Annotated in this window: 25 protein-coding genes and 1 pseudogene; 11 read left to right on the forward strand and 15 right to left on the reverse strand. The window is 55.0% G+C overall.

The features are described 5' to 3' along the window. Positions 1–6 precede the first annotated feature (6 nt). A complete protein-coding gene (locus tag CAP31_RS05410) occupies positions 7–1404 on the reverse strand; it encodes a TolC family protein (protein ID WP_223247380.1) in 1398 nt (465 codons plus the stop codon). Between the two features lie 220 nt (positions 1405–1624). Here CAP31_RS05410 and CAP31_RS05415 point away from each other — a divergent pair, with 220 nt between their 5' ends. Together CAP31_RS05415 and CAP31_RS05420 are read left to right on the forward strand one after the other, a co-directional pair. Further along, positions 1625–2974: a DEAD/DEAH box helicase gene (locus tag CAP31_RS05415; RefSeq protein WP_087446604.1), complete on the forward strand. Its 1350-nt coding sequence runs from the start codon at positions 1625–1627 to the stop codon at positions 2972–2974. 2 nt (positions 2975–2976) lie between these two features. Beyond that, the gene (locus CAP31_RS05420) at positions 2977–3300 is read left to right on the forward strand and encodes a DUF3301 domain-containing protein (protein WP_087446605.1); all 324 of its coding nucleotides are present in this window, start codon (positions 2977–2979) and stop codon (positions 3298–3300) included. Here CAP31_RS05420 and CAP31_RS05425 read toward each other — a convergent pair. From CAP31_RS05425 to msrB, 3 genes are all read right to left on the reverse strand, one after another. Next, complete coding sequence (locus CAP31_RS05425; protein ID WP_087446606.1) at positions 3287–4243, reverse strand: MBL fold metallo-hydrolase; 957 nt, start codon at positions 4241–4243, stop codon at positions 3287–3289. The two genes, CAP31_RS05420 and CAP31_RS05425, sit on opposite strands and share 14 nt — an antisense overlap. A 68-nt stretch (positions 4244–4311) precedes the next feature. Then, positions 4312–5010 carry a ferredoxin--NADP reductase gene (locus tag CAP31_RS05430; protein WP_087446607.1) on the reverse strand — a complete coding sequence of 233 codons (699 nt, stop codon included), beginning with the start codon at positions 5008–5010 and terminating at the stop codon, positions 4312–4314. A gap of 8 nt (positions 5011–5018) precedes the next feature. Continuing rightward, positions 5019–5417 (reverse strand): peptide-methionine (R)-S-oxide reductase MsrB, encoded by a 399-nt coding sequence (gene msrB, locus CAP31_RS05435; protein ID WP_087446608.1) that lies wholly within the window; start codon positions 5415–5417, stop codon positions 5019–5021. Between the two features lie 86 nt (positions 5418–5503). On the opposite strand from msrB, the gene CAP31_RS05440 reads away from it, so the two are divergent. Continuing rightward, positions 5504–5797 (forward strand): encapsulin-associated ferritin-like protein, encoded by a 294-nt coding sequence (locus tag CAP31_RS05440; protein ID WP_087446609.1) that lies wholly within the window; start codon positions 5504–5506, stop codon positions 5795–5797. Positions 5798–5838: 41 nt separating this feature from the next. Here CAP31_RS05440 and CAP31_RS05445 read toward each other — a convergent pair whose 3' ends face one another. Next, positions 5839–6600 carry an HAD family hydrolase gene (locus tag CAP31_RS05445; RefSeq protein ID WP_087446610.1) on the reverse strand — a complete coding sequence of 254 codons (762 nt, stop codon included), beginning with the start codon at positions 6598–6600 and terminating at the stop codon, positions 5839–5841. An 89-nt stretch (positions 6601–6689) separates the two neighbouring features. Here CAP31_RS05445 and dksA point away from each other — a divergent pair, with 89 nt between their 5' ends. After that, entirely contained in the window at positions 6690–7109 is a 420-nt protein-coding gene (gene dksA / locus CAP31_RS05450; RefSeq protein ID WP_087446611.1) for an RNA polymerase-binding protein DksA, read from the forward strand. A 19-nt stretch (positions 7110–7128) separates the two neighbouring features. Then, positions 7129–7560, forward strand: coding sequence for a hypothetical protein (locus CAP31_RS05455; RefSeq protein WP_087446612.1), 432 nt, complete (start codon positions 7129–7131; stop codon positions 7558–7560). Positions 7561–7664: 104 nt separating this feature from the next. On the opposite strand, the gene pnp is transcribed toward CAP31_RS05455, so the two are convergent. From pnp to CAP31_RS05480, 5 genes and pseudogenes are all read right to left on the reverse strand, one after another. Then, on the reverse strand, positions 7665–9785 hold the full coding sequence (pnp, locus tag CAP31_RS05460) for a polyribonucleotide nucleotidyltransferase (RefSeq protein WP_087446613.1): 2121 nt from the start codon (positions 9783–9785) through the stop codon (positions 7665–7667). An 86-nt stretch (positions 9786–9871) separates the two neighbouring features. After that, the gene (rpsO, locus tag CAP31_RS05465) at positions 9872–10141 is read right to left on the reverse strand and encodes a 30S ribosomal protein S15 (protein WP_087446614.1); all 270 of its coding nucleotides are present in this window, start codon (positions 10139–10141) and stop codon (positions 9872–9874) included. Positions 10142–10230: 89 nt separating this feature from the next. Continuing rightward, a complete protein-coding gene (xseA, locus tag CAP31_RS05470) occupies positions 10231–11580 on the reverse strand; it encodes an exodeoxyribonuclease VII large subunit (protein WP_087448273.1) in 1350 nt (449 codons plus the stop codon). 526 nt (positions 11581–12106) lie between these two features. Further along, positions 12107–13305: pseudogene (gene purT, locus CAP31_RS05475) on the reverse strand (formate-dependent phosphoribosylglycinamide formyltransferase). 10 nt (positions 13306–13315) lie between these two features. Beyond that, positions 13316–13696, reverse strand: coding sequence for a tetratricopeptide repeat protein (locus CAP31_RS05480; protein WP_087446615.1), 381 nt, complete (start codon positions 13694–13696; stop codon positions 13316–13318). Positions 13697–13816: 120 nt separating this feature from the next. On the opposite strand from CAP31_RS05480, the gene miaA reads away from it, so the two are divergent. Continuing rightward, complete coding sequence (miaA, locus tag CAP31_RS05485) at positions 13817–14785, forward strand: tRNA (adenosine(37)-N6)-dimethylallyltransferase MiaA (protein WP_223247381.1); 969 nt, start codon at positions 13817–13819, stop codon at positions 14783–14785. Positions 14786–14940: 155 nt separating this feature from the next. Continuing rightward, on the forward strand, positions 14941–15924 hold the full coding sequence (locus CAP31_RS05490) for an MDR family oxidoreductase (RefSeq protein ID WP_087446616.1): 984 nt from the start codon (positions 14941–14943) through the stop codon (positions 15922–15924). A gap of 128 nt (positions 15925–16052) precedes the next feature. Here CAP31_RS05490 and CAP31_RS05495 read toward each other — a convergent pair whose 3' ends face one another. The 3 genes from CAP31_RS05495 to CAP31_RS05505 all read right to left on the reverse strand — a co-directional run bounded on the left by CAP31_RS05495 (position 16053) and on the right by CAP31_RS05505 (position 18864). After that, positions 16053–16781 carry a ribonuclease H-like domain-containing protein gene (locus tag CAP31_RS05495; RefSeq protein ID WP_087446617.1) on the reverse strand — a complete coding sequence of 243 codons (729 nt, stop codon included), beginning with the start codon at positions 16779–16781 and terminating at the stop codon, positions 16053–16055. Between the two features lie 64 nt (positions 16782–16845). Beyond that, complete coding sequence (locus CAP31_RS05500) at positions 16846–18201, reverse strand: EAL and HDOD domain-containing protein (RefSeq protein WP_157662662.1); 1356 nt, start codon at positions 18199–18201, stop codon at positions 16846–16848. 39 nt (positions 18202–18240) lie between these two features. After that, the gene (locus CAP31_RS05505; protein WP_087446619.1) at positions 18241–18864 is read right to left on the reverse strand and encodes a histidine phosphatase family protein; all 624 of its coding nucleotides are present in this window, start codon (positions 18862–18864) and stop codon (positions 18241–18243) included. A gap of 40 nt (positions 18865–18904) precedes the next feature. Between CAP31_RS05505 and CAP31_RS05510 the strand changes: the two genes are divergently transcribed. From CAP31_RS05510 to CAP31_RS05525, 4 genes are all read left to right on the forward strand, one after another. Further along, positions 18905–19276 carry a hypothetical protein gene (locus CAP31_RS05510; protein ID WP_369802443.1) on the forward strand — a complete coding sequence of 124 codons (372 nt, stop codon included), beginning with the start codon at positions 18905–18907 and terminating at the stop codon, positions 19274–19276. Then, positions 19273–20967, forward strand: a complete 1695-nt coding sequence (gene recJ, locus CAP31_RS05515; protein ID WP_087446621.1) for a single-stranded-DNA-specific exonuclease RecJ — start codon at positions 19273–19275, stop codon at positions 20965–20967. The genes CAP31_RS05510 and recJ overlap by 4 nt, the downstream gene beginning before the upstream one ends. 176 nt (positions 20968–21143) lie before the next feature. Continuing rightward, positions 21144–22361 carry an HD-GYP domain-containing protein gene (locus tag CAP31_RS05520; protein ID WP_087446622.1) on the forward strand — a complete coding sequence of 406 codons (1218 nt, stop codon included), beginning with the start codon at positions 21144–21146 and terminating at the stop codon, positions 22359–22361. A 109-nt stretch (positions 22362–22470) separates the two neighbouring features. Continuing rightward, entirely contained in the window at positions 22471–24231 is a 1761-nt protein-coding gene (locus CAP31_RS05525) for a SulP family inorganic anion transporter (protein ID WP_087446623.1), read from the forward strand. Positions 24232–24262: 31 nt separating this feature from the next. Here the strand turns inward: CAP31_RS05525 and CAP31_RS05530 are convergent, their stop codons facing one another. Beyond that, positions 24263–25006 carry a 2OG-Fe dioxygenase family protein gene (locus CAP31_RS05530; RefSeq protein ID WP_087446624.1) on the reverse strand — a complete coding sequence of 248 codons (744 nt, stop codon included), beginning with the start codon at positions 25004–25006 and terminating at the stop codon, positions 24263–24265. Between the two features lie 61 nt (positions 25007–25067). Then, entirely contained in the window at positions 25068–25970 is a 903-nt protein-coding gene (locus CAP31_RS05535) for a patatin-like phospholipase family protein (protein ID WP_087446625.1), read from the reverse strand. Positions 25971–25999: the final 29 nt, after the last annotated feature.

Genomic DNA, 25999 nt, shown 5'->3' on the forward strand with positions numbered 1-25999 from the left:
TCCTGTTTATAATTGGTCAAATTCGAGCTGGCCCAGTGCGAGCTTGAGGCTGGCACGCTGTATGGCGAGATCGTATTCAGCGGCGACGACGTCTGCGCGCGCTTTATCGAGTTGCGCTTGTGCGCCGAGTTGTTCGGTAATGGTTGCTACCCCGTTGGCATAACGCTTGTTGACCAGGGCGGCGGCTTCTTCGGCCTGTTCACTGGCGAGCTTGCGTGCTGTCAGGCGCTGTTCCGCTTCGTTTGCCTTGCGCCGCGCATCTTCTACCTGATAGGCAATGCCTGCCTCGGCTTGAGCGAGTTTCGCTGCCACCTCATCCTGCGCTGCACGCGCACGGGCGACGCTGGCCGAAGTGACGCCGCCGTCAAAGGCCGTCCAGGAGACGGAACCGCCGACGGTATATGAATTGGCGCTGAAACCCAATCGCGGGTCGTTCCATTCCTGTCGCAGCATCAAGCCCACTTGCGGTTTATAGGCGGCCCGGGCCACGCCGACACTGGCCTGGCTGGCGGCCACCTGCTGTCGCAGTGCATTGATGCCGGGGTTGTTGGCAACGGCGGTCTGGCGAAGTGTTTCGGTCGTCGCCGTAGTTGGCGTGACGTTGACGGGTGCGCCTACGTCCAGGGGTTGCGATAACGGGATGCCTAGCAGCAGATGCAGTTGATCGAGTGCGCTGCTGACAGCGTTTTCAGCCTGCGCGCGTTGTACGCGGATATCCTCGAGATGTACTTTTGCCGAGAGCAGATCGCTTTTCACGATAACGCCGCCTTTTACCAGGCTTTCCATCGTTTTGACTTGAGATTCGGCTGCGGCTTCGCCTTGTTTGGCCACATTCAGATAGGCGCGCGCGGTATGTACGCCCTGATAGGCTTGCAACACCTGGAAAATGACGCGCTGGCGAGCGGCTTCGTCGCCGTTGCGCGCGGCTTTGATATAGGCCTGGGCTTGCTGGATGCCGCCGCTGATCATGCCGCCGGTATAAATGGGCAGCTGGACCTCAAGACGTGTGTTGAAATTACTGGTGAATCCGGGATAATTCAGTGCCTCTGGCGCAACTGACGCACTGGCCGGCCCCAGGTACTGGGTCGCGCCGAAATCATTGAAGGTGGCGTTGCGTTGCGATAGTTTCATGCCAAACGCAGTCAATGCATCATTGGAGCCAGCCGCATTCAGCGATACCGTCAGTTTCGGCATGCGGCTGCCTTGAACCTGATTCAATCCGGCCTCGGCCTGATCGATTTGGGATCGACTAACACTCAGGTCGAAATTTTGTTTTAATGCAGTATCGACGCACTGAGCGAAGCTCAGGGTTTCAGCGGAAGCGGAAGCGGACCAGAGAAGGCTGACAGACAGCGCTAATGCGCTTAGCGCCATTTTGTGGCGAATCATGACGTGTGGTTTCATCGTATAGCTTCAACCTATGACATAGGGGTTCAAAAATACACATTGAATACTACCAGCATCGTTATTTTTATGCTGGTGAGGAAATATATTAGAATTTAATTATATTCTAATTATTTGGCCGCTAGCAAGACTATTACACGATATAAATGCAATCGTGTCATACGATAAATGGCGGGATGCTGTAAAATGATTGATTATTCGATTGAATCAGGAGCAACGCATGGCTTTTTCAGATCTCGGTCTAGTACCTGAGATACTTCGCGCGGTTGAAGAATGTGGCTATACCGAACCTACGCCGGTGCAGGCGCAGGTGATTCCGGTGGCCTTGACCGGATGCGATGTGATGGCGGGGGCCCAGACCGGTACCGGTAAAACGGCCGGTTTTACTCTGCCCATGCTCAGCCGTCTTGCGCCTTTTGCTACGCATAGCCCGTCGCCTGCGCGCCATCCGATCCGTGCACTGATCCTGGTTCCTACCCGCGAACTTGCAATGCAAGTGGAAGAGAGCGTGCATACCTACGGCAAACACCTGCCGTTACGTACGACTGTCGTGTATGGCGGTGTGAACATGAATGCGCAGATCGCTATCCTGCGCGGCGGTATCGATATTCTGGTCGCTACGCCAGGGCGATTGCTCGATCATGTGCAGAACAAGACGATTAACCTGTCACAAGTGCAAATGCTGATTCTGGATGAAGCCGATCGCATGCTGGACATGGGTTTCATGCCCGATCTGCGGCGCATTATCGAATTGCTGCCGGCCGGCCGGCAGAATCTGATGTTCTCGGCGACGTTCTCCGGCGAAATCAAGAAGCTGGCTGACAGCATCATGAACAAGCCGCAGCTGATCGAGGTGGCGCGCCGTAACACCGCAGCCGAAACGGTCAGGCAGGTAGTGCATCCGGTACACAAGGAACGCAAGCACGCGTTGCTGACGCATTTGATCAAGTCGCGCCAATTGCGTCAGGTGCTGGTGTTTTGCGGTACCAAGCTGGGGGCCAATCGGCTGGCGCAGCATTTAAGCCGCGACGGCATTCCGGCCAACGCGATTCATGGCGACAAGACTCAGCAGGCGCGCGTTGAAGCGCTGGATCAATTCAAGCAGGGCGCCATCCAGGTGCTGGTTGCCACCGATGTGGCGGCGCGGGGTATCGATATCGATCAGCTGCCATTTGTGGTGAATTATGATTTGCCGCATGCCGCAGAAGATTATGTGCATCGTATCGGACGTACCGGACGTGCGGGTGCCTCGGGTGAGGCATTGTCGCTGGTGTCGGAAGAAGAGTTGCGTTATCTGGCCGATATTGAAAAATTGCTCAACATGAAGATTTCCGCTGAAATCGTTCCCGGTTTCGAGCCTGCACTCGGTGCGATGCCGGAGCCGGTGCGGATCCAGCGCCAACGGACTGAACGCGCTCCGCGTCCGCTTGCTGCGGACACGGTTCTTGTCCCTCGCCGCGAACGGACCGAGACCGAGGTGCCGGATACTCCTCTGACCGAGCGTGCCAAAGAGCCTAATCGTCGCAAGCAGGTCGCCGCATTGTTTTTACCGCCAGTTGCCCGTAACTAAGCATGGAGTGGGGCATACTGGCCATCGTCCTGGTCTTGGCATGGTTCTGGCTGGATAGCATGAAATGCAACGACATCGCGGTCACCGCAGCCCGGCGCGCGGCGCATTTGTCCGGTGTGCAGTTGCTGGATGACACGGTGGCACTGGATAAAATTCGTCTGGCGCGGGATAGGGATGTGGGAGTGGGTTTGCGGCGCATCTATCGTTTTGAGTTCAGCGACACCGGCGACAATCGTCGCGGCGGTGTCGTTGTATTGCATAATGCCAAGGTGGAAACGGTTAATCTGGGAAATGTATGGGCAGTAACCCCAACTACTGTTGATTAGCCTCGATTTCCAGTATCGCCAGACTGATATGCTTGCCTAGCTGTTCGGTGAATCCGGGCAAATTGCTGAATTTTTTCAGCTTGGCAGCGACGGCATCCTTCATTTCATAATCGCTCTTCCCGGCATCGTACTGTTCCTTCACTGCCGCATACAGCGTGCTCAGATATTCACGATAGCGTTTGACGATGGCTACCTTGCCCGTCTGGCCATGTCCGGGCACGTAATGCTTGTCATGCAGGCCGATGGCGCGGTCGCAAGCGGCGATGCTGCCCTTGAAGGTGGCATCATCCAGGCGGGCAATATAGTTATTCAGCACATTATCCCCGGTAAATAATACCGAATCTTCAACGACTTCGATCATGATATCGGTTTTGCTGTGGGCATTTTCCGGTGCGTAAACATGAAAATGCATGCCGCCCGTCTGGATGGTCTGGTCGTCTACCACCGGTATGGTGGGAATGACGGCCCGGGTGGAGGCGGTGTAATTGTCTGTCAGCTTGTTGACCAGCGCGACCCATTCTTCCGCTCCCCCCTCCTGGGCCTTGCGTATCATTTCGGGATGAGCGACCAGCTTGGCATCCGGATAAGCTTGAGCGATGGCCTGATTGCCCAGCCAATGATCGCCATGGATATGGGTATCAAATACGTAAGTGACCGGTAGCGCGGTATGTTTGGCGATTTGTCGCAGCACCATGCGCCCGGCCTCCAGGCTGGCACCCGGATCGATGACGACTACACCGTCCTTGGTAATGATAAAGCCGGGATTGTTCATGAAACCCTGGTTTTGCGGCGAAGGCTGGCCCAGCGGGCCGTGTATTACGTAGGTGTGAGCAGCGATTTTCTGAGCAGGATAATCACGGACAGGGTTGTCGTCTGCAAAAGCGCTCGCCGGCAACAATAGCGCACCCATCAGCGCATAACCAAGTTGTTTGAAGAGTTTCATATGCTTTGACCTGAGTAAATGCGGAACAAATGATGCGTCATATCGACGTCGGTGTGGATGGTATGTTGTTACCACCACTTTTCGTAAATGATACGGCTGGCAGGCACGCCGATACTGGTAAGTACCGCACCGGCATCCTCTACCATGCCTTGCGGACCGCATAAGTAATACAAGGTATCGTCACTCATTCCGGCCTCGCGCAGCAGTTGCGCATCTATGCGCCCGCTGCGCCCCTGCCATTTGGCATCAGGTTGCGTGAGGGTGATGAGATGATGGCAATTGGGCTGTTGGCTCAGTGCTTCGATATCGGCCTGGAACAGATATTCATCGGCGTCAGGAATGCTGTAAACCAGCGTGACATCGGTTTGCGGTACTGCTGCAGCAATGTAGCGGAAAATACTGATGAGCGGGGTGACGCCCACCCCGGCGCCAACCAGTACCACGCGATGGCTCATCTCCGGTTGATAGACAAAGACGCCCTGACCATCGGAAATCCGCACGGTATCGCCGATTTTGGCATCTTCATGCAGCCAGCGCGTTACCGGATGGCGTGTACTGGATTTGACCGCCAGTTCTATGCCGCTGCCGGACTGATGCGGTGAGGAGGTCATGGAATACCCGCCCACTTCGGTTTTGCCATTCACATTGGCGTATAGGTCTATCCATTGTCCGGCCAGATAACGAAAAGGTTGCTGACCGTAATCCAGCTGGAAAATTTTGACGCTGGGCGAGGCTTGTTGTATTGATGTAATCGTGGCAGTGTGCATGCGGTTATTCAAGGTTGGGGTTCAAATTCAAGTGAAGCAGAGTTAATGCAATAGCGTAACCCAGTTGGGGGTGGTCCGTCATTAAAAACATGCCCTAAATGGCTGTGGCAATGTCGGCAAAGGACTTCTGTGCGTGCCATCATCAGACTGTGATCGACACGTTCTTCTATCGCCTCCGGGTTGGCGGATTGCCAGAAGCTGGGCCAGCCGCTGCCTGAATCGTATTTATGAGCGGCGTCAAATAATGTTTCCCCACATACGGCGCAATGATAGGTGCCGGCTGCCTTATGGTCCCAGTATTTGCCGGTAAAGGCGCGCTCGGTGCCGTGTTCGCGGCAAATGTGATACTGCTCGGGGGACATGCGTGCTCGCAGTTCTTCGTCATCGGGAATAGGTCGTGTCGGCATTTTCACTGTCTCCTCTCTGATTGACAAATGGGGGGCTGTAACTTAGTGTAACGAAGCATGTGCATTGCATTATAAGGGGAATTGGAATGGCAAACGAAGGCTATCATGAAGCACTGGAAAAATTAAGCGATGCAACTCAGGATATGCACCGGGCGATTACTTCTTTAATGGAAGAGCTGGAAGCGGTTGACTGGTATAACCAGCGTGTCGATGCCTGTACCGATCCGGAGCTCAAGGAAATTCTCATGCATAATCGCGATGAAGAAAAAGAGCATGCCGCCATGGTGCTGGAATGGATCCGGCGTCGCGACCCGGTGCTGGATCACGAGTTGCGCGATAACCTGTTTAAAACCGGCAAGATCGCCGGGCAGCATGATTAATCGGCTGCTTGCTCGGCGCTGAATTGAATCACTCTGCTGCGCTATTGCGCGGCATGCCAGGCTCGTATTGCAGCCAGATTGACATAAGGCTCGCCATGCAAGCTGCCGCTGATTATTTGCGGCGCGGCACCGGTTTCGCCCATGTCACTGACGACAGCGGCTGCGCCGCTGAAATCATGATTCTGCGTGTAGTCATTGATGGTGACGAGCGTCTTTAATCCGGCGCCCAGGCTGGAACGAATGCCGTTTTCCGAGTCTTCGAAAGCGAAGCAGGCTTCGGCGGGCAGTCCCATCTGCTGCATCGCCCATACGTAAATGTCGGGCGCCGGTTTCTTTGCAGGAATGATATCGCCTGCGGCGATGACTTCGAACCAGTCCGCTGCATCGTCAGCCATGCTGTATTTAAGCAATGCAGTGACGTTTTCCGGTGTGGTCGTGGTCGCGATTGCCAGACGCAAACCGGCATCGCGGGCTTCCTGTATCAGCCGTTTTACGCCAGGCCGCAACGGAATGCCGCCTTGTTGCAGCATATCGGTATAGTGGCGAGTTTTGGCGCGATGCAATTCCACAACCAGATCATTGAAGTCGGCGGGCGGCGTATAGTCGGGGCGGAATGACTCGACATAGTATTTCATGCGCTCCTTGCCACCGGTAACGGCGAGCAATTGCCCATAAAGGGCGACATCCCATTCCCAGTCCAGTCCGTATTCGCGGAAGGCAGCATTAAAAGCGACGCGATGGCCGTCGCGCTCGGTGTCGGCAAGCGTGCCGTCAACGTCAAATATGAGAGCTTGTAATTGCATTTATGTTCATCCTTGTTGCTCTTGGAGCAGATTTCTGATATTAAAGTAGTTTGCCTTTTTTAGTTCAATCGGAAGCGACATAAAATACTATGGCCACAGAATTTACTAAATTTACTCCCTATACTCCCAAAGCTGATGAAGAGTATATGAATGCAGCACAACTTCTTCATTTTCGCAAAATACTTGAGGCTTGGAAAGCGGAGTTGTCGCAAGACATCGATGGTACCATTCATGCCATGCAAGAAGACGCAACCTTGTTCGCCGATCCGAACGACCGTGCCAGTCAGGAATCCGACATGGCTCTGGAATTACGCAACCGCGACCGTGAGCGTAAATTGATCAAGAAGATCGATGAGACGCTTGCCAAGATCGATCACGATGAATACGGGTATTGTGAAGCCTGTGGCGTTGAAATCGGCTTGAAACGGCTGGAAGCGCGCCCGACAGCAACCCTGTGCATAGATTGCAAAACTCTGGATGAGTTCCGCGAGCGTCAGGTCGCCCGCTAAATCGATTTTGTGAGGCAATATGAGCGAATTTGAAACCAGGCTGGACGGTTTGTTATATAGCTTGTTGTCGTGGGATCAACTGACAGCATTCTGGCCACGTGTGGACGTCAATGCCGGCTGGTATCTTTATGCGGTGGGGCAGAACGTGCCGGATGCGCCGGCCAGCGGTCAGCAAGTAAGTGATTTTATCCAGCAAATCGATGCGCTGTTGCGGAAAGAGCACGAAGAAAAATATTGCGGTATCGTCTATGCCGATGATCTGCAAAGTCCGCAATTTATCGTGATTTACGATCCGCATCATCTTGGTGTCTCATGCGGATCCAGCAAGGACAGAGTATTGCCCGGCTGGGTGATGAGTCAGGTAGCGCCAACCGATTTGCAACCCAGGATCGTACCGAATAATCGCAAGCGCTGGTGGGAAAATTTCCTCGGTGAAAAAGTGGCAGAATAGTTACTTGTCCTCAGCTGGGTTCGAACCGGTTTAGTCACTGGACAGAATGCAGGCAACAAAAAAGCAGCCAACTGGCTGCTTTTTTGTTGCCTGCTATGGCTGCATTACTGTTCAGCAGCCGGTGCTTCTTCTTCCTTCTTCGGTGCTTCGATCAGCGCTTTCATGGAAAGACGCAAACGGCCTTTCTCGTCGGCTTCCAGTACTTTGACCGTAACCGGTTGGCCTTCCTTGAGGTAGTCGCTTACCGCATTGACGCGTTCATGGGCGATTTGCGAGATATGCAGCAAACCATCCTTGCCTGGCAATACGGTGACGATCGCGCCAAAATCCAGTAGTTTGATAACCGTACCTTCGTAGGCTTTACCGACTTCGACTTCGGCAGTGATTTCGGAGATGCGTTTTTTCGCGATCTCCCCGGCTTCTTCGCTGGTACAAGCGATTTTGACGGTGCCGTCTTCGCCGATATCAATCTGGGTGCCGGTTTCTTCGGTGAGCGCGCGGATAACTGCACCGCCTTTGCCGATAACGTCACGGATTTTCTCCGGATTGATCTTCATGGTGATGATGCGCGGCGCATAAGCAGACATTTCCACACGCGGCGAATCAACAACGCTCCTCATCAGGCCAAGAATATGCATGCGGCCTTCCTTGGCCTGATCCAGTGCGGCCTTCATGATTTCCTTGGTGATGCCGGTGATCTTGATGTCCATTTGCAATGCGGTGATACCGGCTTCGGTACCGGCTACCTTGAAGTCCATGTCGCCGAGGTGATCTTCGTCGCCGAGGATGTCGGTCAACACCGCAAAGCGGTTTTCTTCCTTGATCAGGCCCATGGCGATACCGGCAACGTGCGCTTTCATCGGCACGCCTGCATCCATCAGTGCCAGGCAGCCGCCGCAAACGGAAGCCATTGACGATGAGCCGTTGGATTCGGTGATTTCAGAAACCACGCGCATGGTGTAGCCGAAGTCTTCGCGGCTTGGCAGCATTGCTGCGAGTGCGCGCTTGGCCAGACGGCCGTGGCCGATCTCACGACGCTTCGGTGTGCCGACGCGACCGGTTTCGCCGGTAGCATACGGAGGCATGTTGTAATGCAGCATGAAACGGTCGCTGTATTCGCCTTGCAGTGCATCGATTTTCTGTTCATCGCGGCCGGTGCCGAGAGTGGCAATGACCAGCGCCTGGGTTTCGCCGCGGGTAAACAGGGCGGAGCCATGCGTGCGCGGCAATACGCCGGTGCGGATGGTGATCGGGCGCACGGTGCGGGTATCGCGACCGTCAATACGGGGTTCGCCATTCAGGATCTGACCACGAACGATTTTGGCTTCGAGGTTATGGAAAATATCGCTGATTTCGTTGACAGCCAGTGTATCCATATCCGCAGTAACGAGCTGTTCCATCACGCGGCTGCGTACGGCTTCGATTTCCTGCGAGCGAGCGCCTTTTTGGCGGATGTTGTATGCCTGGATCAAGCCGGCTTCGGCAGCTGCGGTGACTTTGGCAATCAATTCCACATTGGCTGCAGGTGCTTCCCAATTCCATGGTTCGGGATTGACTTCATCGGCCAGTTCGTTGATGGCGTTGATCGCCGCCTGCATTTGCTGGTGACCGTACACAACAGCGCCCAGCATGATATCTTCCGGCAGTTCCTGCGCTTCGGATTCGACCATCAGTACCGCTTGTGCAGTACCGGCAACAACCAGATCCATTGCGGAATTGGGCAATTCGCTTGCCAGCGGGTTCAGCACATATTCGTTGTTGATGAAGCCTACGCGCGCAGCGCCGATGGGGCCGGCGAAAGGGATGCCGGATACTGCGAGCGCAGCGGAAGCACCGATCAGCGCAGGAATGTCGGAGTCAACTTCAGGGTTGCTCGATAACACGGTAGCGATGATCTGAACTTCGTTGTAAAAGGCTTCAGGGAATAATGGACGCAGCGGGCGGTCGATCAAGCGTGAAGTGAGCGTTTCTTTTTCCGAAGGTTTGCCTTCGCGTTTGAAGAAACCGCCAGGAATTTTACCTGCAGCATAGGTTTTTTCCTGATAATCGACGGTCAGCGGGAAGAAATCCTGGCCGGCTTTTACTTCTTTTTTGCCAACGACCGTTACTAAAACGACGGTGTCGTCCATGCTGACTAATACTGCGCCACCAGCCTGGCGAGCGATTTCGCCGGTTTCCAGGGTGACGGTGTGGCGACCGAATTGGAACGATTTGGTAATCTTCATTGTTATCCTTTAGAGTTCAAACAAAACCGCCCCGCGTTCATAAGGGCGGGGCGGTATGTATTTAGACGATGATTATCGCCTGATAATTATTTACGCAGACCAAGCTTGGTGAGCAGATTACGGTAGCTGTCATTGTTGGTGCGCTTCAGGTAGTCAAGCAATTTACGGCGACGGCTAACCATTTTTAACAAGCCACGACGTGAATGGTGATCTTTGGAATTGGCCTTGAAGTGCTCGGTCAAGTCATTGATGCGTGCGGTCAGCAGTGCGACCTGAACTTCGGAAGAGCCTGTATCGCCTGCAGCGTGTTGATATTCTGCAACGAGTTGCGCTTTTTGTTGGGCAGTAACAGCCATGTTTTTCTCCTGATGAGATTAAAAATCGCGAAGCGCTTCGGCTGAAGGATGCGCTTCGTTCGCAAGAACTGCATTATAACCAGAAAATGTCATTTTTTCAAACGATTGGATGCGTGTAATTTCCTTACCTGTACATCCGCACTGTCGTGAGCGAAATGGATGCTGAGTTTTTCGTGCACGCTGATCTGAGTGGCGTCGCGGATGATGTCGCCTTGTTCATTGCGCACCATGCTGTAACCGCGCGCAAGTACGGCAGTCGGGCTGAGGTGTTTCAAGTGGCTGTTGATGCGATCCAGTGCTGTCAGCCGTTGCGCCAGCTGATGGTGCATGGCCAGTTGCAGCCGGCTTTGCTGCTGCTGCAATGCCTGTATATAAATGCCAGGATCGGGAAGCTGGTGTTTTAGTCGCTGCACGAGCTGCCGGTACCGCCAGATACGTTGCTGGCTGGCGCTTTGATAAGCGTGGCGCAAACGGCTGGCGAGGTGATTGGCCTGCGCTTGCTGGGCACCCAGTTTCTTTCCGGGATGAATAAGGCGCTGCCCGAGGTGAGACAGCTGTTGCTGTTGCTGGAACAGACTGTGGCGTAACTGGCGGATCAGGCGCGCCCGGAGCATATCCAGTGATTGCAATAACTGATTGCGATCAGGACTGGCGAGCACGGCCGCTGCCGTAGGTGTGGGCGCGCGCAGATCGGCAACGAAGTCGGTTATGGTGAAATCCGTTTCGTGTCCGACACCGCTGATGATGGGAATCGGACTGGCTGCGACTGCCCGAGCGACGGTTTCGTCATTGAATGACCATAAATCCTCTATGCTGCCGCCGCCGCGGCAGATGATGAGTATATCGCATTCGGCACGCTGATAGGCCGCATTCAAGGCTGTAACGATTTGAGCCGCAGCTGTCGCGCCCTGTACCTGGCATGGATAAAGTATGACGGGCAGTCCAGGCATTTTGCGGTTGAGCGTGGTTAATACGTCGCGTAACGCCGCAGCCTGGGGCGACGTAATGATGCCGATACGCCGCGGCATCGCCGGAATGGCGCGTTTGCGGGTATCGGCAAACAGGCCTTCCTGCTCCAGCTGGCGCTTGAGGCGTTCAAACGCTTCAAACAGCATGCCCAGCCCGGCCCGGCGCAAGGTGTCGACCTGTAACTGGAATTCGCCGCGCGGCTCATATAAACCGGGCGTGGCGCGTACCTCAACCTGCATGCCATTTTCAGGTTGCCAGTCTACATATTGATTGCGTCCGCGAAACATGACGCAGCGTACTTGCGCGGTAGTGTCTTTTAGCGAGAAGTACCAATGCCCGGACGCTGCGCGGGTCAGATTGGAAATTTCACCGGCAACCCAGGTAAGCGGGATTGTGCTTGCCAGTGTTTGCTGTATCAGGCGGTTAAAGGCGCTGACAGCCAGTATAGGAATTGTGGGTGTGAAATTCATCTGCATGAGGTGGGTATTGTCAAGTCTTTTCCACAGTAATTTAAATTTAATCCGGATTTTTTAAAAAGTTCTTGACGGCGAGCATGTTTATTAACTTGTTGATTTAAATGTATAAACTAATGTGATAAAAAATAAGCTGGCGCCAAAAAGTCTTATTGGCGTGAGACTTAACGCGTTGTTAAACATTTTATCCACAAAGTTATCAACAGAATATGTGGGTAACTGAGAAAAAGCCTTATAGGCAACGGACTTAGCGCTCGCCAGTGAAATTTCACCTTTTTTTATGGTGCCATGTCAAGGATTTTCCACAGATGGGAACACTAGGTAAGATTTTTTCTTACTGAAACTTGACATTAGGAAGTATTTTTAAGTGTATGTTTATATTTAATATGTTTTCGAAATAAAAAATAAGCTACAAATAAAAAGCCTTATCAGCGCGGAACTTAACGGCTTGGTGAACACGTTACCCACAAAGTTATCCACAGATAATGTGGGTAACGTGTAAAACCCTTTGTCTGCTAATGGCTTAGACCTTGCTGGTAGTGACCAGACTGGCTGCCAGTTTGGCCCGTGTACGCGCTTCGTCGGCATTTTCTGCGCAGGCGAGCGCCACGCCCATGCGCCGGCGTACAAATGAAGCCGGCTTGCCGAACAGGCGAATACTGCTGCGTGGTACATTCAACGCAGCAGCAACGCCGTTGAATGCAATGGCATCCGCATCCATGCCGCCATAAATGACTGCCGATGCACCGGGTTCGCGCAAGCGGGTATCGACAGGCAGGCCGAGGATAGCGCGTGCATGCAACTCAAATTCGCTCTGGTATTGGCTGCACATGGTGACCATGCCGGTATCGTGCGGACGTGGCGAAACTTCGGAAAACCACACATTATCACCTTTGACGAATAGCTCAACCCCGAACAAACCGCGCCCGCCGAGATTTTCGGTTACGCGCAACGCGATATTCTGCGCTCGCGCCAATGCCGTGGCAGACATCGCCTGCGGTTGCCAGGATTCGACATAGTCGCCTTTGACTTGTATGTGGCCGACAGGCTCGCAGAAACTGGTTTCCACTTCACCCGAGGCGCCGATGGCGCGCACCGTGAGCAAGGTGATTTCATAATCGAAGTTGATGACGCCTTCGACTATGACCAGACCCTGATCGACACGCCCGCCGCTGGCTGCGTATTCCCAAGCCGTTGCAACGTCATCAGCGCTTTTCAGGAAGGACTGTCCTTTGCCGGAGGAGGACATCACCGGCTTGACGATGCAAGGGAAGCCGATATGTGAGTCGATAGCATCGCGCAGTGCACCCAAACTGTCGGCAAAGCGATAGGGCGAGGTGGGAAGTCCCAGCGTTTCGGCAGCCAGCCGACGGATGCCTTCACGATTCATCGTGAGCTGGGTCGCACGTGCGGTCGGAATGACTTGGCTCAAGCCGGCCTGCTCTATAGCTTGTAATTCATCGGTTGCAATGGCTTCGATTTCGGGCACGATGAAATGCGGACGTTCCTGTTCCACCAATGCGCGCAACGCAGCGCGATCCGTCATGTCGATGACATGGGCGCGGTGGGCGAGCTGATGCCCGGGGGCATTGGCATAGCGATCGACGGCGATGACTTCCACGCCCAGGCGCTGCAGTTCGATGATGACTTCTTTACCTAATTCACCGCTGCCTAGCAGCATGACGCGAGTGGCGGCGGGGAGAGCGGGGTTCCGATTTGCATGATGAGCGATTCAGTTTAATTGATTGTGTGAAATGGATTTAATTTTGGCAGCGATGTCCGGCGGTGCTTCGGTTAAAATCGCGCTCATGCCGAGCCGGGCGCGTTCATCGCCCTGATTCGCCGCCTGTTCAAATAGCTGGTAGGCATATTCGTAGTTTTGCGGTAAGCCGATGCCGCGATAAAACATCAAACCCAGATTGAACTGAGCTTGCTTGTCGCCCTGGTCGGCTGCCGCACCGTACCATTTGGCGGCTTCCATATAATCCTGCGGTGCGTCCTTGCCTTCGAAATAAAGAACGCCCAGATTGTATTGCGCGTTAACATCGCCCGCCTGAGCTGACTCCATGAGTTGTTTGAGCGGGGCGTAGCCGGCTAATTCGAGTATATCCATGATGGCTGAGATAAAGCTGTAAGAGCCCGAAGTGTAATCAAAACAAGGGTGCGAGACAAGGATTAGCCGTACTCCCGGTGTGGTATAATGTTAACTAACTTATTGAATTTTATGTAAATCATGGCCGAATCAAATAACGTCGATACAATGTTGCCACCCGCGATCCTGTTGATGGGGCCGACCGCTTCGGGTAAAACCGCCGCCGCCGTTGCGCTATCGCGAACGTTTCCTCTGGAAATCATCAGCGTGGATTCGGCATTGGTATACCGTGACATGGATATCGGTACGGCCAAGCCGGATGCGGCGACGCTGGCGACAGCGCCGCATCACCTGATCGATTTGATCGCACCTACCGAAGTTTACTCAGCAGCACAGTTTCGTGCCGATGTATTGCCGTTGATGGCCGATATTACCGCGCGCGGTCGTGTGCCGTTACTGGTGGGCGGTACCATGCTGTATTTCAAGGCATTGCGCGAAGGCTTGTCCGATCTGCCACAAGCCGATGCCGGGCTGCGCGCCGAAATTGAGCGTGATGCGGCTGAACGTGGCTGGCCGGCCCTGCATCATGACCTGGCGCAAGTCGATCCGATGACGGCTGCGCGGTTGCAGCCAACTGACAGTCAGCGCATCCAGCGCGCGTTGGAGGTAGTACGTTTAACCGGCAAACCGATGTCGGCAGCATGGGCGCAAGGCCGTGAGGCGGCATTGCCTTATCGAGTGCTGCCGCTGGCGCTAATGCCATCTGATCGGCAGGTTTTGCATAAGCGTATTGCGCAGCGGTTTGATGCCATGTTGGGCATGGGGTTGCTCGAAGAGCTAACCGGCTTGCGCGAGCGCTACGAACTTCATCCCGATCTGCCTTCCATGCGTTGTGTCGGATATCGTCAGGTCTGGTCGTATCAGGAAGGTGAGTATGGCTACGATGAAATGCGTGATCGTGGCATCTTCGCCACCCGTCAATTAGCCAAGCGTCAGCTTACCTGGTTGCGCAGCATGGCCGATGCTGTGATGCTGGATTGCCTGGATGAACATATTGAATTGTTGTTGAAGGAGCAGGTGGATGGTTTTTTGGATGAGTACAGATATTAAAACTGCAAATCGCTCTAATTTTAGATCGTAGAATAGCAGGCATGGTTACACACAAACTAAAAGGCACAATGCCATTGTGGCAACATCGTGCATGATTTTGGCAGGGTTAATTTATAGTTGACCGGTCTGATTCAATTCCATAAAGAGGAAACGTCATGTTCAAAGGAATCCTTATTACCAGAGGCGAGACTGGTTATCTGGCCCAGTTGCAAAATATCGACGACGCTATGCTTGCAGAAGGCGATGTCATGGTTCGTGTCGATTGGTCTACGCTCAATTACAAGGATAGCCTCGCAATTACTGGCAAATCTCCCGTTGTTCGTCGCTTCCCGATGGTACCAGGCATTGACTTCGCCGGAACAGTGATCGAGAGTACCCATTCTGCTTGGAAACAAGGTGACTGTGTCATCTTAAACGGATGGGGGGTCGGAGAAACACATTGGGGTGGCTTGGCCGAAGTTGCCAGAATCAAAGGTGAATGGCTGCTTCCCCTGCCAAGAACATTTACTGCCCGTCAGGCGATGTCCATTGGCACCGCCGGTTACACGGCCATGCTTTGTGTGCTGGCACTGGAAAAACATGGCATCAAGCCGGAGGATGGAGAGATTCTGGTTACAGGTGCCAGTGGGGGTGTAGGTAGTGTGGCTATTCTGCTTCTTGCCAAGCTGGGTTATCAGGTGACGGCATCTACTGGACGTGTATCCGAAGCGGATTATCTCAGCAGGCTCGGTGCAAGCTCTATCATCCCCCGTAATGAACTCTCGACCCAAGGTAAATCCCTTGGCAAGGAACGCTGGGCTGGGGTCATCGATACCGTAGGCAGCCATACCTTGGCTAATGCGTGCGCGACAACCAAGTACCGAGGTGCTGTCGCTGCCTGTGGTCTGGCCGGTGGTATGGATTTCCCTTCAACGGTAGCCCCTTTCATCCTGCGTGGTGTAACACTCTACGGTATCGACAGCGTCATGGCGCCTCTGTCAGTGCGGCAGGAGGCATGGAGCCGTCTTGAGCGTGATCTTGATATTGCCAAATTGGACAGTATCGCCTGGGAAATCGGTCTGTCTGAGGCAATTTCAGCAGCGAGTGAATTGCTGGAAGGAAAGGTGCGCGGGCGTGTTGTGGTTGATGTGCGCCGGTGATTTTGTTTGTAATGTATCTTTGACGTTTATTTGGGGAGACACGATAGCAAGTATCGCCTGGCTTTCAGATAACGGCTGCCCATGAATGGCGGCATGTTTTATATTCTTTATGCATGCCAATAATTCCATCACCAAACACTGAGATATTCATGCCACTGCGGCGTATCCAGCTGAATCAGGCTATTCTTCACCAGTTTACATTCGGCTTCGTATTGGGTCGGCGTGATAGCGCTGCGCAGGTGCCGGAAACGCAAGTAAATCAGGTAGGTATTGAGTGCGTCGATTTCGCTGCGTTGTCTTATCTGGTCGAGTTTGCCTGCCCGCCAGTCTGACCATATCTGATTGGGTTCGATGTCGGCTGTGGCAGGCAGGCCGCACAAACGGGCGATGTCGTAGCGCGACGCCCGGACTTGCGGTTGATGGCAGGACAGTTCGTTTACCAGACTGACATGCTGCTCGCGTTTGCTGACATCCCACTGGCGAGGGGCGCTGAGTTGGTGAATAAGGGCGCGATAACCGAGCAGGGGCAGGTCGAATCCGGCGCCATTCCATGACACCGACTGCGGCTTGTATTTTTCAACTGCATCGAAAAGATGCTGGATCAGCATGGCTTCGGTCTCGTTCGGCGTGCCCAACGAACGGATATGGAAATGTTCATCATCGCGCACGGCGCAGGCAATCGCGGCAATGCGATGCAGGTGCAGCGGCAGGTGATCCTGTACATGGCTTTGGCGCCCCTGCTGGAAGGCGATTTCGGCGAGCTGTTCTGCGTTGGCGTGTGCGCCGGTACCATACACGGTACGCAAACCTTCAGTGTCGGGAATGGTGATGATGTTAAAGGCGAGAATGGGTGTCATGCTGTTTAACCATGAGCGGAAAGGGGTATTTTAGCACCCGTGACCGGGTTTCTGGCGAGCCGTGTCACAAGCCGGCGGTTTCCGCTATTACCAGGGCGTTGATCATGGCGAGATTGACTTCAACCGGGTTGATCAGGCAGCGCGCTGCGTAATCCTCGAGAGGACCCTGGTCGCCATTCTCGGCAGCTCGCGTCAGAATGAGCATCAGTCCGTTGATGCCCTTGTGTTCGAGCAGTGCGTCGTGGATATCAGGGCTGAGCCTGAGCGGAGCGATAAGCTGGGGCAGAGGGAAGCCGGTCAGTTTGTCGATGACGGATAACAGTCCCAGCAGGTACATGGCTTGCGGGTCGGTTCGTTGCAGGCTCTTGTGCGCCATGGCTTCGAGAAAGAAAGCCCGGCTCAGTCCGCACTTGAGCAGGTTCAGCGTATGCGGACTGGCGTCTACACTGGTGTGCAGCAGCAATGTGAGCCAACGATACAGGCCATCATGTTTGAGCAGTTGCAATGCCTGGGCCAGTGAGCCGATGGTGCTGCCGTTGTCGTCCAGGGTGTTGGTATAGGCGATCAACTGGTAGCCGAGTCGCGCATCGAGTTTGATCAGGGCTTCGAGCTCAGCCAAATCGTGGCGGGCAAGCACGCGATCCATCAGCTCGAGCAAGCGCAGACGACTGATTTCGGCAGGTCTGGTCGTCAGCGGAGGCTCGTGATCGAAATAGCTGCCCTGAAATTCCTCGAATTTCAGCTTGATGCATAAATCCAGTGTTTCCTGGCAGCGTATATTGGATGCGATCAAGGTCTGCATGCCGTGATGACGCAGCGTGCTGGCGGCGGTTTCCAGTTCCGTGGCATTGAGCGAGCCGACATCCAGCCGCGCCTGTTTGATGAGGCCGCATATGGCAGAGGGAATGGTTGCACCGTAGCGGTAATTGAGCAGGATGCGAAAGCCGTTTTTCTGGTGCTGCTTGAGTTTTGGCAGCAAGGGCGTGAGGTGGTTCGCATCAATGTCCAGCGCGAAAACGACATGGCGCGGCGGCAAATAACTGATATCCTCGGACAGCAAAGTCGCAGCATCGATGCTGACGAGCAATGGCTGACGCGGCTGCTTGCCGTCTTCGGTCAACGAAAATACACCGGCGATCACCGTGGTGTCATCACTCTGGCGCAATTGGCTGGCGTTTTTCCGGTCTTCGGGGTAGGTAAGGCGTATGCGCGGGCTGAGTTCGGTCGCCGTTATCTGCCTTGATTTGTCGTAGATCGGCTGCTGCATCAGCAGACGATCAAGAATTTCTTCCTGGCGGGATTTGTTGCCGCTGGTGGCTATCGGCAGGACATGCGTAGCGGTGCGATCATGTTCGCTGGCATTGGTGTTGATATTGCGTTCTTTTTTCGATTCTTTTACGGATGAGGTCGGTTCCATCATGCCTCCATTTTTATAATGATAGCACCGGCTTGCCTGATGCTAATTGTTTTTTATCAGGCTGCCGTCATGAAACATCAGATTCGCATGGCTATCCGTGCCGCGTCGCTCTATGGTGATGCGGGAGATGGCGGCGCTGCCGACCTGGATGCGATAAGCGTTGGCAGCCGGCATGCCTAATACATGGGCCAGGATCATGCGGATGACGCCGGCATGACAGACGACAAGTAAATGCTGTCCATCATGCCGGGCTGCCAGTTCATCCCATGCCAGACTCACGCGCTGATAGAAATCCGCTATGGTTTCCGCACCGGGAGGGCGGTAGGCGACCGGATTGCGTTTGAAATTGAACAGCAGGTCGGCATCGTTGATGCTGATCTCGGCGGCAGTCAGACCTTCCCATGCGCCAAAGCCCACCTCACGCAGTCGAGGCTCCTGACTCAGCGGAATATCGTGCTGCTGTGCCAGGCTGAGCGCGAATTCATGGCAGCGCGACAAGGGCGAGCTGATTATGTGCTGCCATTTATCAAAGCTGCCGACGGCGTTGCGCATTTGCATCCAGCCTTTTTCCGAGAGCGGATCGTCGATCTGGCCGCGGTATTTACGCCCGCCAACGGGTTCGCCGTGACGGATGATATCTATGGTGGTGAGCGAGGTAAGAGGCATTTGGGTTAGAATGACTGAATTAATAATATAGAGGGAGTGAATGATGCAACGTCCTGTTTTATGGCGCTGGCTGGCCGGTTTTATCCTGGTTCCGGTATTGCTGTTCGCCGTTTACACCTGGGTGGTTTTGCATTGGTCCTATTCATCCGGCGAGCGTGCCGGCTATGTACAGAAGTTTTCCAAAAAAGGCTGGATCTGCAAAACCTGGGAAGGCGAGTTGGCGATGGTTTCCATGCCCGGCACCATGAGCGAAAAATTTGATTTTACCGTGATTGACGATACGGTTGCCGACAAGATCAATAAAAATTTGGGCAAGCGCGTGAGTCTGGATTATGAACAGCACAAGGGCGTGCCTTCCAGCTGTTTTGCCGAAACCGAATATTTCGTGACTGATGTGCGCGTGGTCGAATGAGCGAAGCCAATATCGTCGTGCGCGAATTCCCGGCTGAACATGCGCAACAACTGAGCGCTGCCGGCGTACATCCGGTTCTGGCCAGGATATACGCCGCACGCGGCATACAGCAGGCCGATCAACTGGATACCGGGTTATCGGGTCTGCTGCACTTCGGGACGATGAAGAACATTCTCGCAATGGCGGCGCGGCTGGCCGATGCGGTCGATCGTCAGCAGCGCATTCTGGTCGTTGCCGATTACGATGCGGATGGCGCGACCGCGTGTACCGTCGCGGTGCGCGGGTTGCGTCTGCTGGGGCTGACGGCGGAGTTTCTGGTGCCGAACCGGTTTGAATACGGTTATGGCCTGACTCCCGAGATCGTTCAGCTCGCAGCACAGCAGCATCCTGACATCATCGTTACCGTGGATAACGGCATCGCCAGCATTGCCGGCGTACAGGCAGCGCAGGCGCTGGGTATCGAGGTGCTGGTCACCGACCACCACCTGCCCGGCGACAGCTTGCCTGACGCGTTGATCGTCAATCCCAATCAGCCGGATTGCCCGTTCCCCAGCAAGCATCTGGCCGGCGTCGGAGTCATGTTTTATGTATTGCTGGCGCTGCGCGTTGAATTGCAGGCGCGCGGTGCGTTCGCCGATCGAGTAGCGCCGAATCTGGCCGTTTTGCTCGATATCGTAGCACTGGGGACGGTCGCCGACGTGGTCAGGCTGGATGACAATAACCGCATTCTGGTCGAACAGGGTTTGCGCCGTATGCGTCAGGGACGTGCCTGTGCCGGCATCCGGGCATTATTCAATGCGGCTGCCCGGCCTATCGCCACCGCCACTGCCGCCGATCTGGGCTTCATGATCGGGCCGCGGCTGAACGCCGCCGGACGTCTGGAAGACATGTCGCTGGGCATTGCCTGCTTGTTGAGCGAGGACGATGCTGCTGCCGAAATCATGGCGCAACGCCTGCATGCCCTCAATGCCGAACGTCGCAGCATAGAAGCCGATATGCAAGCGCAAGCCCTGGCCAGCCTGGAGCATATCACCACTACCGAGAGTTACAGTCTGGCCATGTTCGACCCGGATTGGCACCAGGGCGTCATTGGCATCCTCGCGTCGCGGCTCAAGGACAAATTCCATCGGCCGGTGATCTGCTTTGCCCGCGGCAATAACGGCGAAATCAAAGGCTCTGGCCGTTCCATCGGACCGTTGCATCTGCGCGATGCGCTGGATATCGTCTCCAAGCGGGCGCCGAATCTGATTTTGAAATTTGGCGGACACGCCGCTGCTGCGGGTTTGTCCATCCGCGAGACGGATTTCGCCGAGTTCGTCAGTCTGTTCGAGCAGACGGTGCAAGGCCTGTTAAGCCCGGCTGATCTGGCACGGACGATTCCTACCGATGGCAGTCTGGCGCCGAATGAACTCAATGTTGAACTTGCGCAGGTGATTCATGCGCAAGTGTGGGGCCAGGGGTTCCCTGCTCCCAGTTTTGATGGCGAATTCCGGGTCGCGCAGCAGCGTATCCTCAAAGACAGGCATCTGAAATTGCAGCTGGAAAGCGGGGGGCGACGCTTTGACAGCATCCTGTTTAATCGCACGGAGTTGCTGCCTGCAGTTATCCATGCGGTTTATCAGCCTGAGCTGAATCATTACAACGGTCAGATCCGGTTGCAGATCAAGCTTGAGCATTGGCGGCGTGGATGAGCAGGTATGACCACAGCCGCAGCATGTCCGCTCGCGGAAAAGAATTAGGGATGGTCGTGCCGATTTGGCATAAACTTATGCCAGAGGCAACAAATCATACAGGCGGTCTTCATCGCCTAATGATGTGATTGAAAAATAATAACCGGCAAGTTTTGCTGCGAGATGGGGGCAGCGTTATGCGTAAGAAAATTAGCGTGCATGATATCCGTATGGGTATGTATATCGATGAGCTGTGCGGGAGCTGGATGGACCACCCATTCTGGAAGACTTCCTTCAAGCTTGGGGACAAGAAGGATTTGGCGGCACTGCAACAAAGCGGGATTCGAGAAGTGTGGATTGATACCTCGAAAGGACTGGATGTCGCATCTCCGGTGCAGGAAGTATCCGCTGAGGAAGCTGAGAGACAAGCGCAAGCCGTGTTGCTGCAAGCAACGACGCAGCTGCAAAAAACAGAAGAACGCGTGTCCCTGGAACAGGAGCTGGAGCGGGCCCAAAAATTGCGGGACAAGGCCAAACAGGCAGTCATTTCGATGTTTGAAGAAGCGCGTATGGGCAAAGCACTGCCGATCGGCGAGATATCCACGCTGGTGGATGAAATCAGCCAGTCGGTTTCCCGTAATTCCGGTGCGCTACTCAATCTCGTCAAATTGAAGAACAAGGACGATTACACTTATCTGCATTCCGTTGCAGTGTGTGCGCTGATGATCGCATTGGGCAAACAGATGGGCATGGAAGGCGATGCGCTGAAATCCCTGGGCATGGCCGGATTGTTGCATGACGTGGGCAAGATGGCCGTCCCTCAAGATGTATTGAACAAGCCCGGACGTTTGACCGAGCAGGAGTTCGAAATCATCAAGACCCATTCGACAAGAGGCTGGGAAATGCTGAAAGCTTCTTCGGGAGTGGATGAGGTCGCACTGGATGTCTGCTTGCACCACCATGAGCGCGTGGACGGCACAGGTTATCCGGATCGGCTATCCGCTCCTGCACTTAGCATGGCAGCGCGGATGGGCGCGGTGTGCGATGTGTATGATGCGATTACCTCCAATCGTTGTTACAAGTCAGGCTGGGCGCCAGCCGAGGCATTACGCAAGATGGCGGAATGGCAGGATGGTCATTTCGATCAGGCGGTGTTCCAGGCGTTTGTAAAAACTGTAGGGATTTATCCTGTGGGTACGCTGCTTAAACTGAAGTCGGGCCGATTGGCAGTGGTGACCGACCAGTCCAATCGGAGCCTGTTAAAGCCTATCGTGAAGGTATTCTTTTCCAGCCGCTCGAACGCGTTTATTGCCATGGAACTGGTTGACATGTCGCGCACGCAGGATGTCATCGAAAGCGTGGAGGACGTGGCTAAATGGGGGCTGGATATCAGGAAAATTACGGGAGTCTGTTAAAGGCCGTATGTGCCGATCGTGCAGAGGTCTCAAACCCGCCTGTCCGACTTGTGTGCTTGAATGCTGGTATGGTTTTCCTGGATACGCCTCTTAATAGGGATTTGTAGCGATGACCGATCCGGATTCTCCCGTTAATTCCTTTTTCCATGAAACGCAGCCTGGCGGCCTGGCGCGCTGGATGCCCGGCCTTGCCGTGCTGCGCAATTATCGGCTGGGGTGGCTGTCACAGGACATACTGGCAGGACTGGTATTGACCGCAATCCTGTTCCCTGTCGGTATGGGATATGCCGTCGCAGCCGGCTTGCCTGCCATTTATGGCCTGTATGCTACTATTATTCCGCTTGTCGCTTATGCGGTGTTCGGTCCCAGCCGCATTCTGGTACTGGGGCCTGATTCCGCACTCTCCGCATTGATTGCCGCTGCCATTTTGCCGCTGGCGGCCAGCAGCCCTGATCGAATCGTGCTGCTGGCCGGCATGCTGGCGATCATGTCCGGTGCCTTGTGTCTGCTCGCGGGTTTCATTCGCTTCGGTTTTATCACCGAGCTGATTTCAAAACCGATCCGCTACGGCTACCTCAACGGTATCGCGCTGACGGTTCTGGTCGGCCAGTTGTCCAAAATTTTCGGCTTTGCAGTGACGGGCGACGGCGTTCTGCAGCAAAGCCACGGCCTAGTGCTCGGCTTGCAGCACGGGCTGATCAACTGGGGAGCGGTTGCAATCGGACTGGGCAGCCTGCTGGTGATGCTGGCATTCAAGCATCGCTTGCCCAAAGTGCCGGGGATATTGATTGCGGTGGTCGGCGCGACGCTGCTGGTATGGTATTTCGATCTTGCCGCTCAGCTGGGCATCGCTGTCGTGGGAGCGCTGCCGCAAGGTTTGCCCGCCTTTCATGTTGGCGGTATTTCAATGAGCGAATTCAATAGTCTGTTGCCGGGCGCCGTGGCCATTGCGGTGGTGTCCTTTGCCGATTTGAGTGTGCTCTCGCGCACTTACGCCTTGCGCGGCAGCTATGAGGTGAATAGCAATCAGGAGCTGATCGCGCTCGGGATGGCCAATATCGCTACCGGCCTGTTTCAGGGATTTCCCGTCACCAGCAGCTCGTCGCGCACGCCGGTGGCTGAATCGGCGGGGGCCAGGACCCAGCTCGCCGGTATCGTCGGTGCGCTGTGTATCGCGTTGTTGCTGATTTATGCGCCGACGCTGTTGCAGGACTTGCCTTATGCGGCACTGGGCGCCGTGGTGATCTTCGCGTGTTTCGGGCTGGTCGAGATTGCCGGGCTGCTGCATCTGTATCATTTGCGCCGCGGCGAATTTACGCTGTCCATGGCCTGTTTCTTTGGTGTGATACTGCTGGGCGTGATTCAAGGCATCTTTATTGCCGTCGGGCTGGCGTTGCTGGCTTTTGTCTGGCGCGCCTGGCGGCCTTACGATGCCGTCCTGGGCCGCGTCGACGGCATGAAAGGCTACCATGATATATCGCGTCATCCCGAGGGGCGACAGATTCCGGGGCTGGTATTGTTCCGCTGGGATGCGCCGCTGTTTTTTGCCAATGCCGAGATATTCCGCGAGCATGTGCTGCTTGCCGTAGTGAATGCTCCGACACCAGCGCGCTGGGTCGTAGTGGTGGCCGAACCGGTGACGGATGTCGATACTACCGCAGCGGATATGCTGGCCGATCTGGATCAGATGCTGATCCAGGCGGATATCGAGTTGTGCTTCGCCGGCATGAAAGGCCCGGTCAAGGACCGGCTCAAACATTACGGGTTGTTCAACAAGATCGGTATCGAGAGCTTTTTCCCGACGGTGGGGCAGGCCGTTAGCCGCTATCTGGCGGAGAACAAGGTCGAGTGGGACGACTGGGATGATTGAAAATCCCTGCTGCAATGTCGCGCATCATCCATCAGTAAGGCTGCTCCTGAAATCCGCCTGATCGGTAAGTCAGCACCAGGGTATCGCGGTGGCCATCCTCGGCGGTGGGCTGTATGGGGGTGGATTCGTGGATGACGCGTTCGTCGTCGAGCAAAAGCAGGGTCCACGGTGTCATCAAGGTAAAACGCTGGCCATTCGAGCTGTCGGCTTCGAATATCCGGCTTTCGCCGCCCTTGATGTGCTCCCGCGCTACCAGCAGGATCGCGACAAAATCCACGCCGTCGCGATGTGCGCCTTCGGGCGTAGGGCGGCCTATGCCATTGCTGGTATCGATGCGGAACTGGTGAGCTTCGACATACCAGGGCTGCGCGCCTTTGAGGCTGGAACATATGCCGCCGATAGCCTGTAACAGCGGCGACCATACCGGCTGGTTAATCGTGGCGGGCGCTATCGGTTCGAACAAACGTTGCATGCCGCCATGCAGCGCATTGTATTCCAGCGGCTGCCAATGCGGACGGTGCGGGGTCTGGGTGACTGTCGCCCCGTTTACGATAAAGCTGGCATGCCTGCGTCGCCGGTAGCGGCCGCCGTCGCGCAGGAAATTGTCAACCGGCAGATCGTCCCAACCAGGCTTAATTATTTCCAGTGCCGCCGGCTCGCAATGCGCCAGCTCGCAAACGCCGGATGGACTCAATACACCATAGCCGTGCGCTTGCAGTTTGCGTGATATCTGATCCAATGCAGTGAAATCGGGAGCGATGATGGTGGTGGTCATGGCATAGGGTCTGTGCTGATTGAGAATCGCCAGGGAGCTTTGTAGCGTGCAGTTGCAAGTATCAGCGCATTTTGCGCAGTTTGTCCAATTTTGCCTTGAGTTCGGGCATGATGGCCGCTGCGGCTTTTTCGCCTTCCAGCACGGCAATGTGCCGTCCGTCCAGGCTGCTGACATCAATACCATCCGTACGCGGGCGTATGACCATGTCGGCTTTGGGGAGTTCATAGCGATTGATGCTCTGGCTCATGATATCGAAGGTTTGCATCAGTACATCCAGCGTGCTTGCGGTCGTATTGCTTTTCGGCTTGTTGGAAATATCCACGGCGATGACGAAATCGGCGCCGAGCGCACGTGCTTCGCTGACTGGAACCGGCCGTACGAGGCCGCCGTCCACATAGCTGCGGCCGAGGATGGTGACCGGCTGGAAGACGCCAGGCACCGCACTGGAGGCGCGTACTGCCTGTCCTGTATTGCCGGTGCGGAACACCATGATCTCGCCGCTGCCTAAATCGGTAGCGATTGCAGCAAAGGGACGCTTGAGTCTTTCTATGGGCGTCTGTTTGACTGCATCGTTAATGAATTTCTGCAAGGCGGCGCCTTTGAATATGCCGCGATCAGGCCAGACCCAGTCTATTACCGATTGTTCCTCCATCTGGATGGCGAGCGTCTGCAATTCAAAACCGTTGTAGCCATACGCGTAGAGCGAACCGACCACAGCGCCGGCGCTGGTGCCGACAATGATGCCTGGCGCGATGCCTTGCGCTTCCAGCGCCTTGATGACGCCGATGTGGGCGAAACCGCGGGTACCGCCGCCGCCCAGCACCAGCGCGATTTTAGGGGCGGGTCGTGCCGCTATTGGCGGAGCGGTTTCAGGTTGCTTCGGCAAGGTACCGCAACCTGCTAACCCCAGCAGCAACAGCAGAGCAGGCAGCCAGGTAGCGGGTCGGGAGGGGATAAATGTCATTTTTTGTGCTTTTCGTGCCCTTCGCGGGC

The organism is Sulfuriferula sp. AH1 (assembly GCF_002162035.1).
In the GTDB taxonomy this organism is placed as follows: Bacteria; Pseudomonadota; Gammaproteobacteria; order Burkholderiales; family Sulfuriferulaceae; genus Sulfuriferula.

Bases quoted from the DNA above. Each gene is read 5' to 3' on its own strand.
- CAP31_RS05410 (WP_223247380.1), bottom strand. From the start codon at position 1,404: ATGAAACCACACGTCATGATTCGCCACAAAATGGCGCTAAGCGCATTA.
- CAP31_RS05415 (WP_087446604.1), top strand. From the start codon at position 1,625: ATGGCTTTTTCAGATCTCGGTCTAGTACCTGAGATACTTCGCGCGGTT.
- CAP31_RS05420 (WP_087446605.1), top strand. From the start codon at position 2,977: ATGGAGTGGGGCATACTGGCCATCGTCCTGGTCTTGGCATGGTTCTGG.
- CAP31_RS05425 (WP_087446606.1), bottom strand. From the start codon at position 4,243: ATGAAACTCTTCAAACAACTTGGTTATGCGCTGATGGGTGCGCTATTG.
- CAP31_RS05430 (WP_087446607.1), bottom strand. From the start codon at position 5,010: ATGCACACTGCCACGATTACATCAATACAACAAGCCTCGCCCAGCGTC.
- msrB (WP_087446608.1), bottom strand. From the start codon at position 5,417: ATGCCGACACGACCTATTCCCGATGACGAAGAACTGCGAGCACGCATG.
- CAP31_RS05440 (WP_087446609.1), top strand. From the start codon at position 5,504: ATGGCAAACGAAGGCTATCATGAAGCACTGGAAAAATTAAGCGATGCA.
- CAP31_RS05445 (WP_087446610.1), bottom strand. From the start codon at position 6,600: ATGCAATTACAAGCTCTCATATTTGACGTTGACGGCACGCTTGCCGAC.
- dksA (WP_087446611.1), top strand. From the start codon at position 6,690: ATGGCCACAGAATTTACTAAATTTACTCCCTATACTCCCAAAGCTGAT.
- CAP31_RS05455 (WP_087446612.1), top strand. From the start codon at position 7,129: ATGAGCGAATTTGAAACCAGGCTGGACGGTTTGTTATATAGCTTGTTG.
- pnp (WP_087446613.1), bottom strand. From the start codon at position 9,785: ATGAAGATTACCAAATCGTTCCAATTCGGTCGCCACACCGTCACCCTG.
- rpsO (WP_087446614.1), bottom strand. From the start codon at position 10,141: ATGGCTGTTACTGCCCAACAAAAAGCGCAACTCGTTGCAGAATATCAA.
- xseA (WP_087448273.1), bottom strand. From the start codon at position 11,580: ATGAATTTCACACCCACAATTCCTATACTGGCTGTCAGCGCCTTTAAC.
- CAP31_RS05480 (WP_087446615.1), bottom strand. From the start codon at position 13,696: ATGGATATACTCGAATTAGCCGGCTACGCCCCGCTCAAACAACTCATG.
- miaA (WP_223247381.1), top strand. From the start codon at position 13,817: ATGGCCGAATCAAATAACGTCGATACAATGTTGCCACCCGCGATCCTG.
- CAP31_RS05490 (WP_087446616.1), top strand. From the start codon at position 14,941: ATGTTCAAAGGAATCCTTATTACCAGAGGCGAGACTGGTTATCTGGCC.
- CAP31_RS05495 (WP_087446617.1), bottom strand. From the start codon at position 16,781: ATGACACCCATTCTCGCCTTTAACATCATCACCATTCCCGACACTGAA.
- CAP31_RS05500 (WP_157662662.1), bottom strand. From the start codon at position 18,201: ATGATGGAACCGACCTCATCCGTAAAAGAATCGAAAAAAGAACGCAAT.
- CAP31_RS05505 (WP_087446619.1), bottom strand. From the start codon at position 18,864: ATGCCTCTTACCTCGCTCACCACCATAGATATCATCCGTCACGGCGAA.
- CAP31_RS05510 (WP_369802443.1), top strand. From the start codon at position 18,905: ATGATGCAACGTCCTGTTTTATGGCGCTGGCTGGCCGGTTTTATCCTG.
- recJ (WP_087446621.1), top strand. From the start codon at position 19,273: ATGAGCGAAGCCAATATCGTCGTGCGCGAATTCCCGGCTGAACATGCG.
- CAP31_RS05520 (WP_087446622.1), top strand. From the start codon at position 21,144: ATGCGTAAGAAAATTAGCGTGCATGATATCCGTATGGGTATGTATATC.
- CAP31_RS05525 (WP_087446623.1), top strand. From the start codon at position 22,471: ATGACCGATCCGGATTCTCCCGTTAATTCCTTTTTCCATGAAACGCAG.
- CAP31_RS05530 (WP_087446624.1), bottom strand. From the start codon at position 25,006: ATGACCACCACCATCATCGCTCCCGATTTCACTGCATTGGATCAGATA.
- CAP31_RS05535 (WP_087446625.1), bottom strand. From the start codon at position 25,970: ATGACATTTATCCCCTCCCGACCCGCTACCTGGCTGCCTGCTCTGCTG.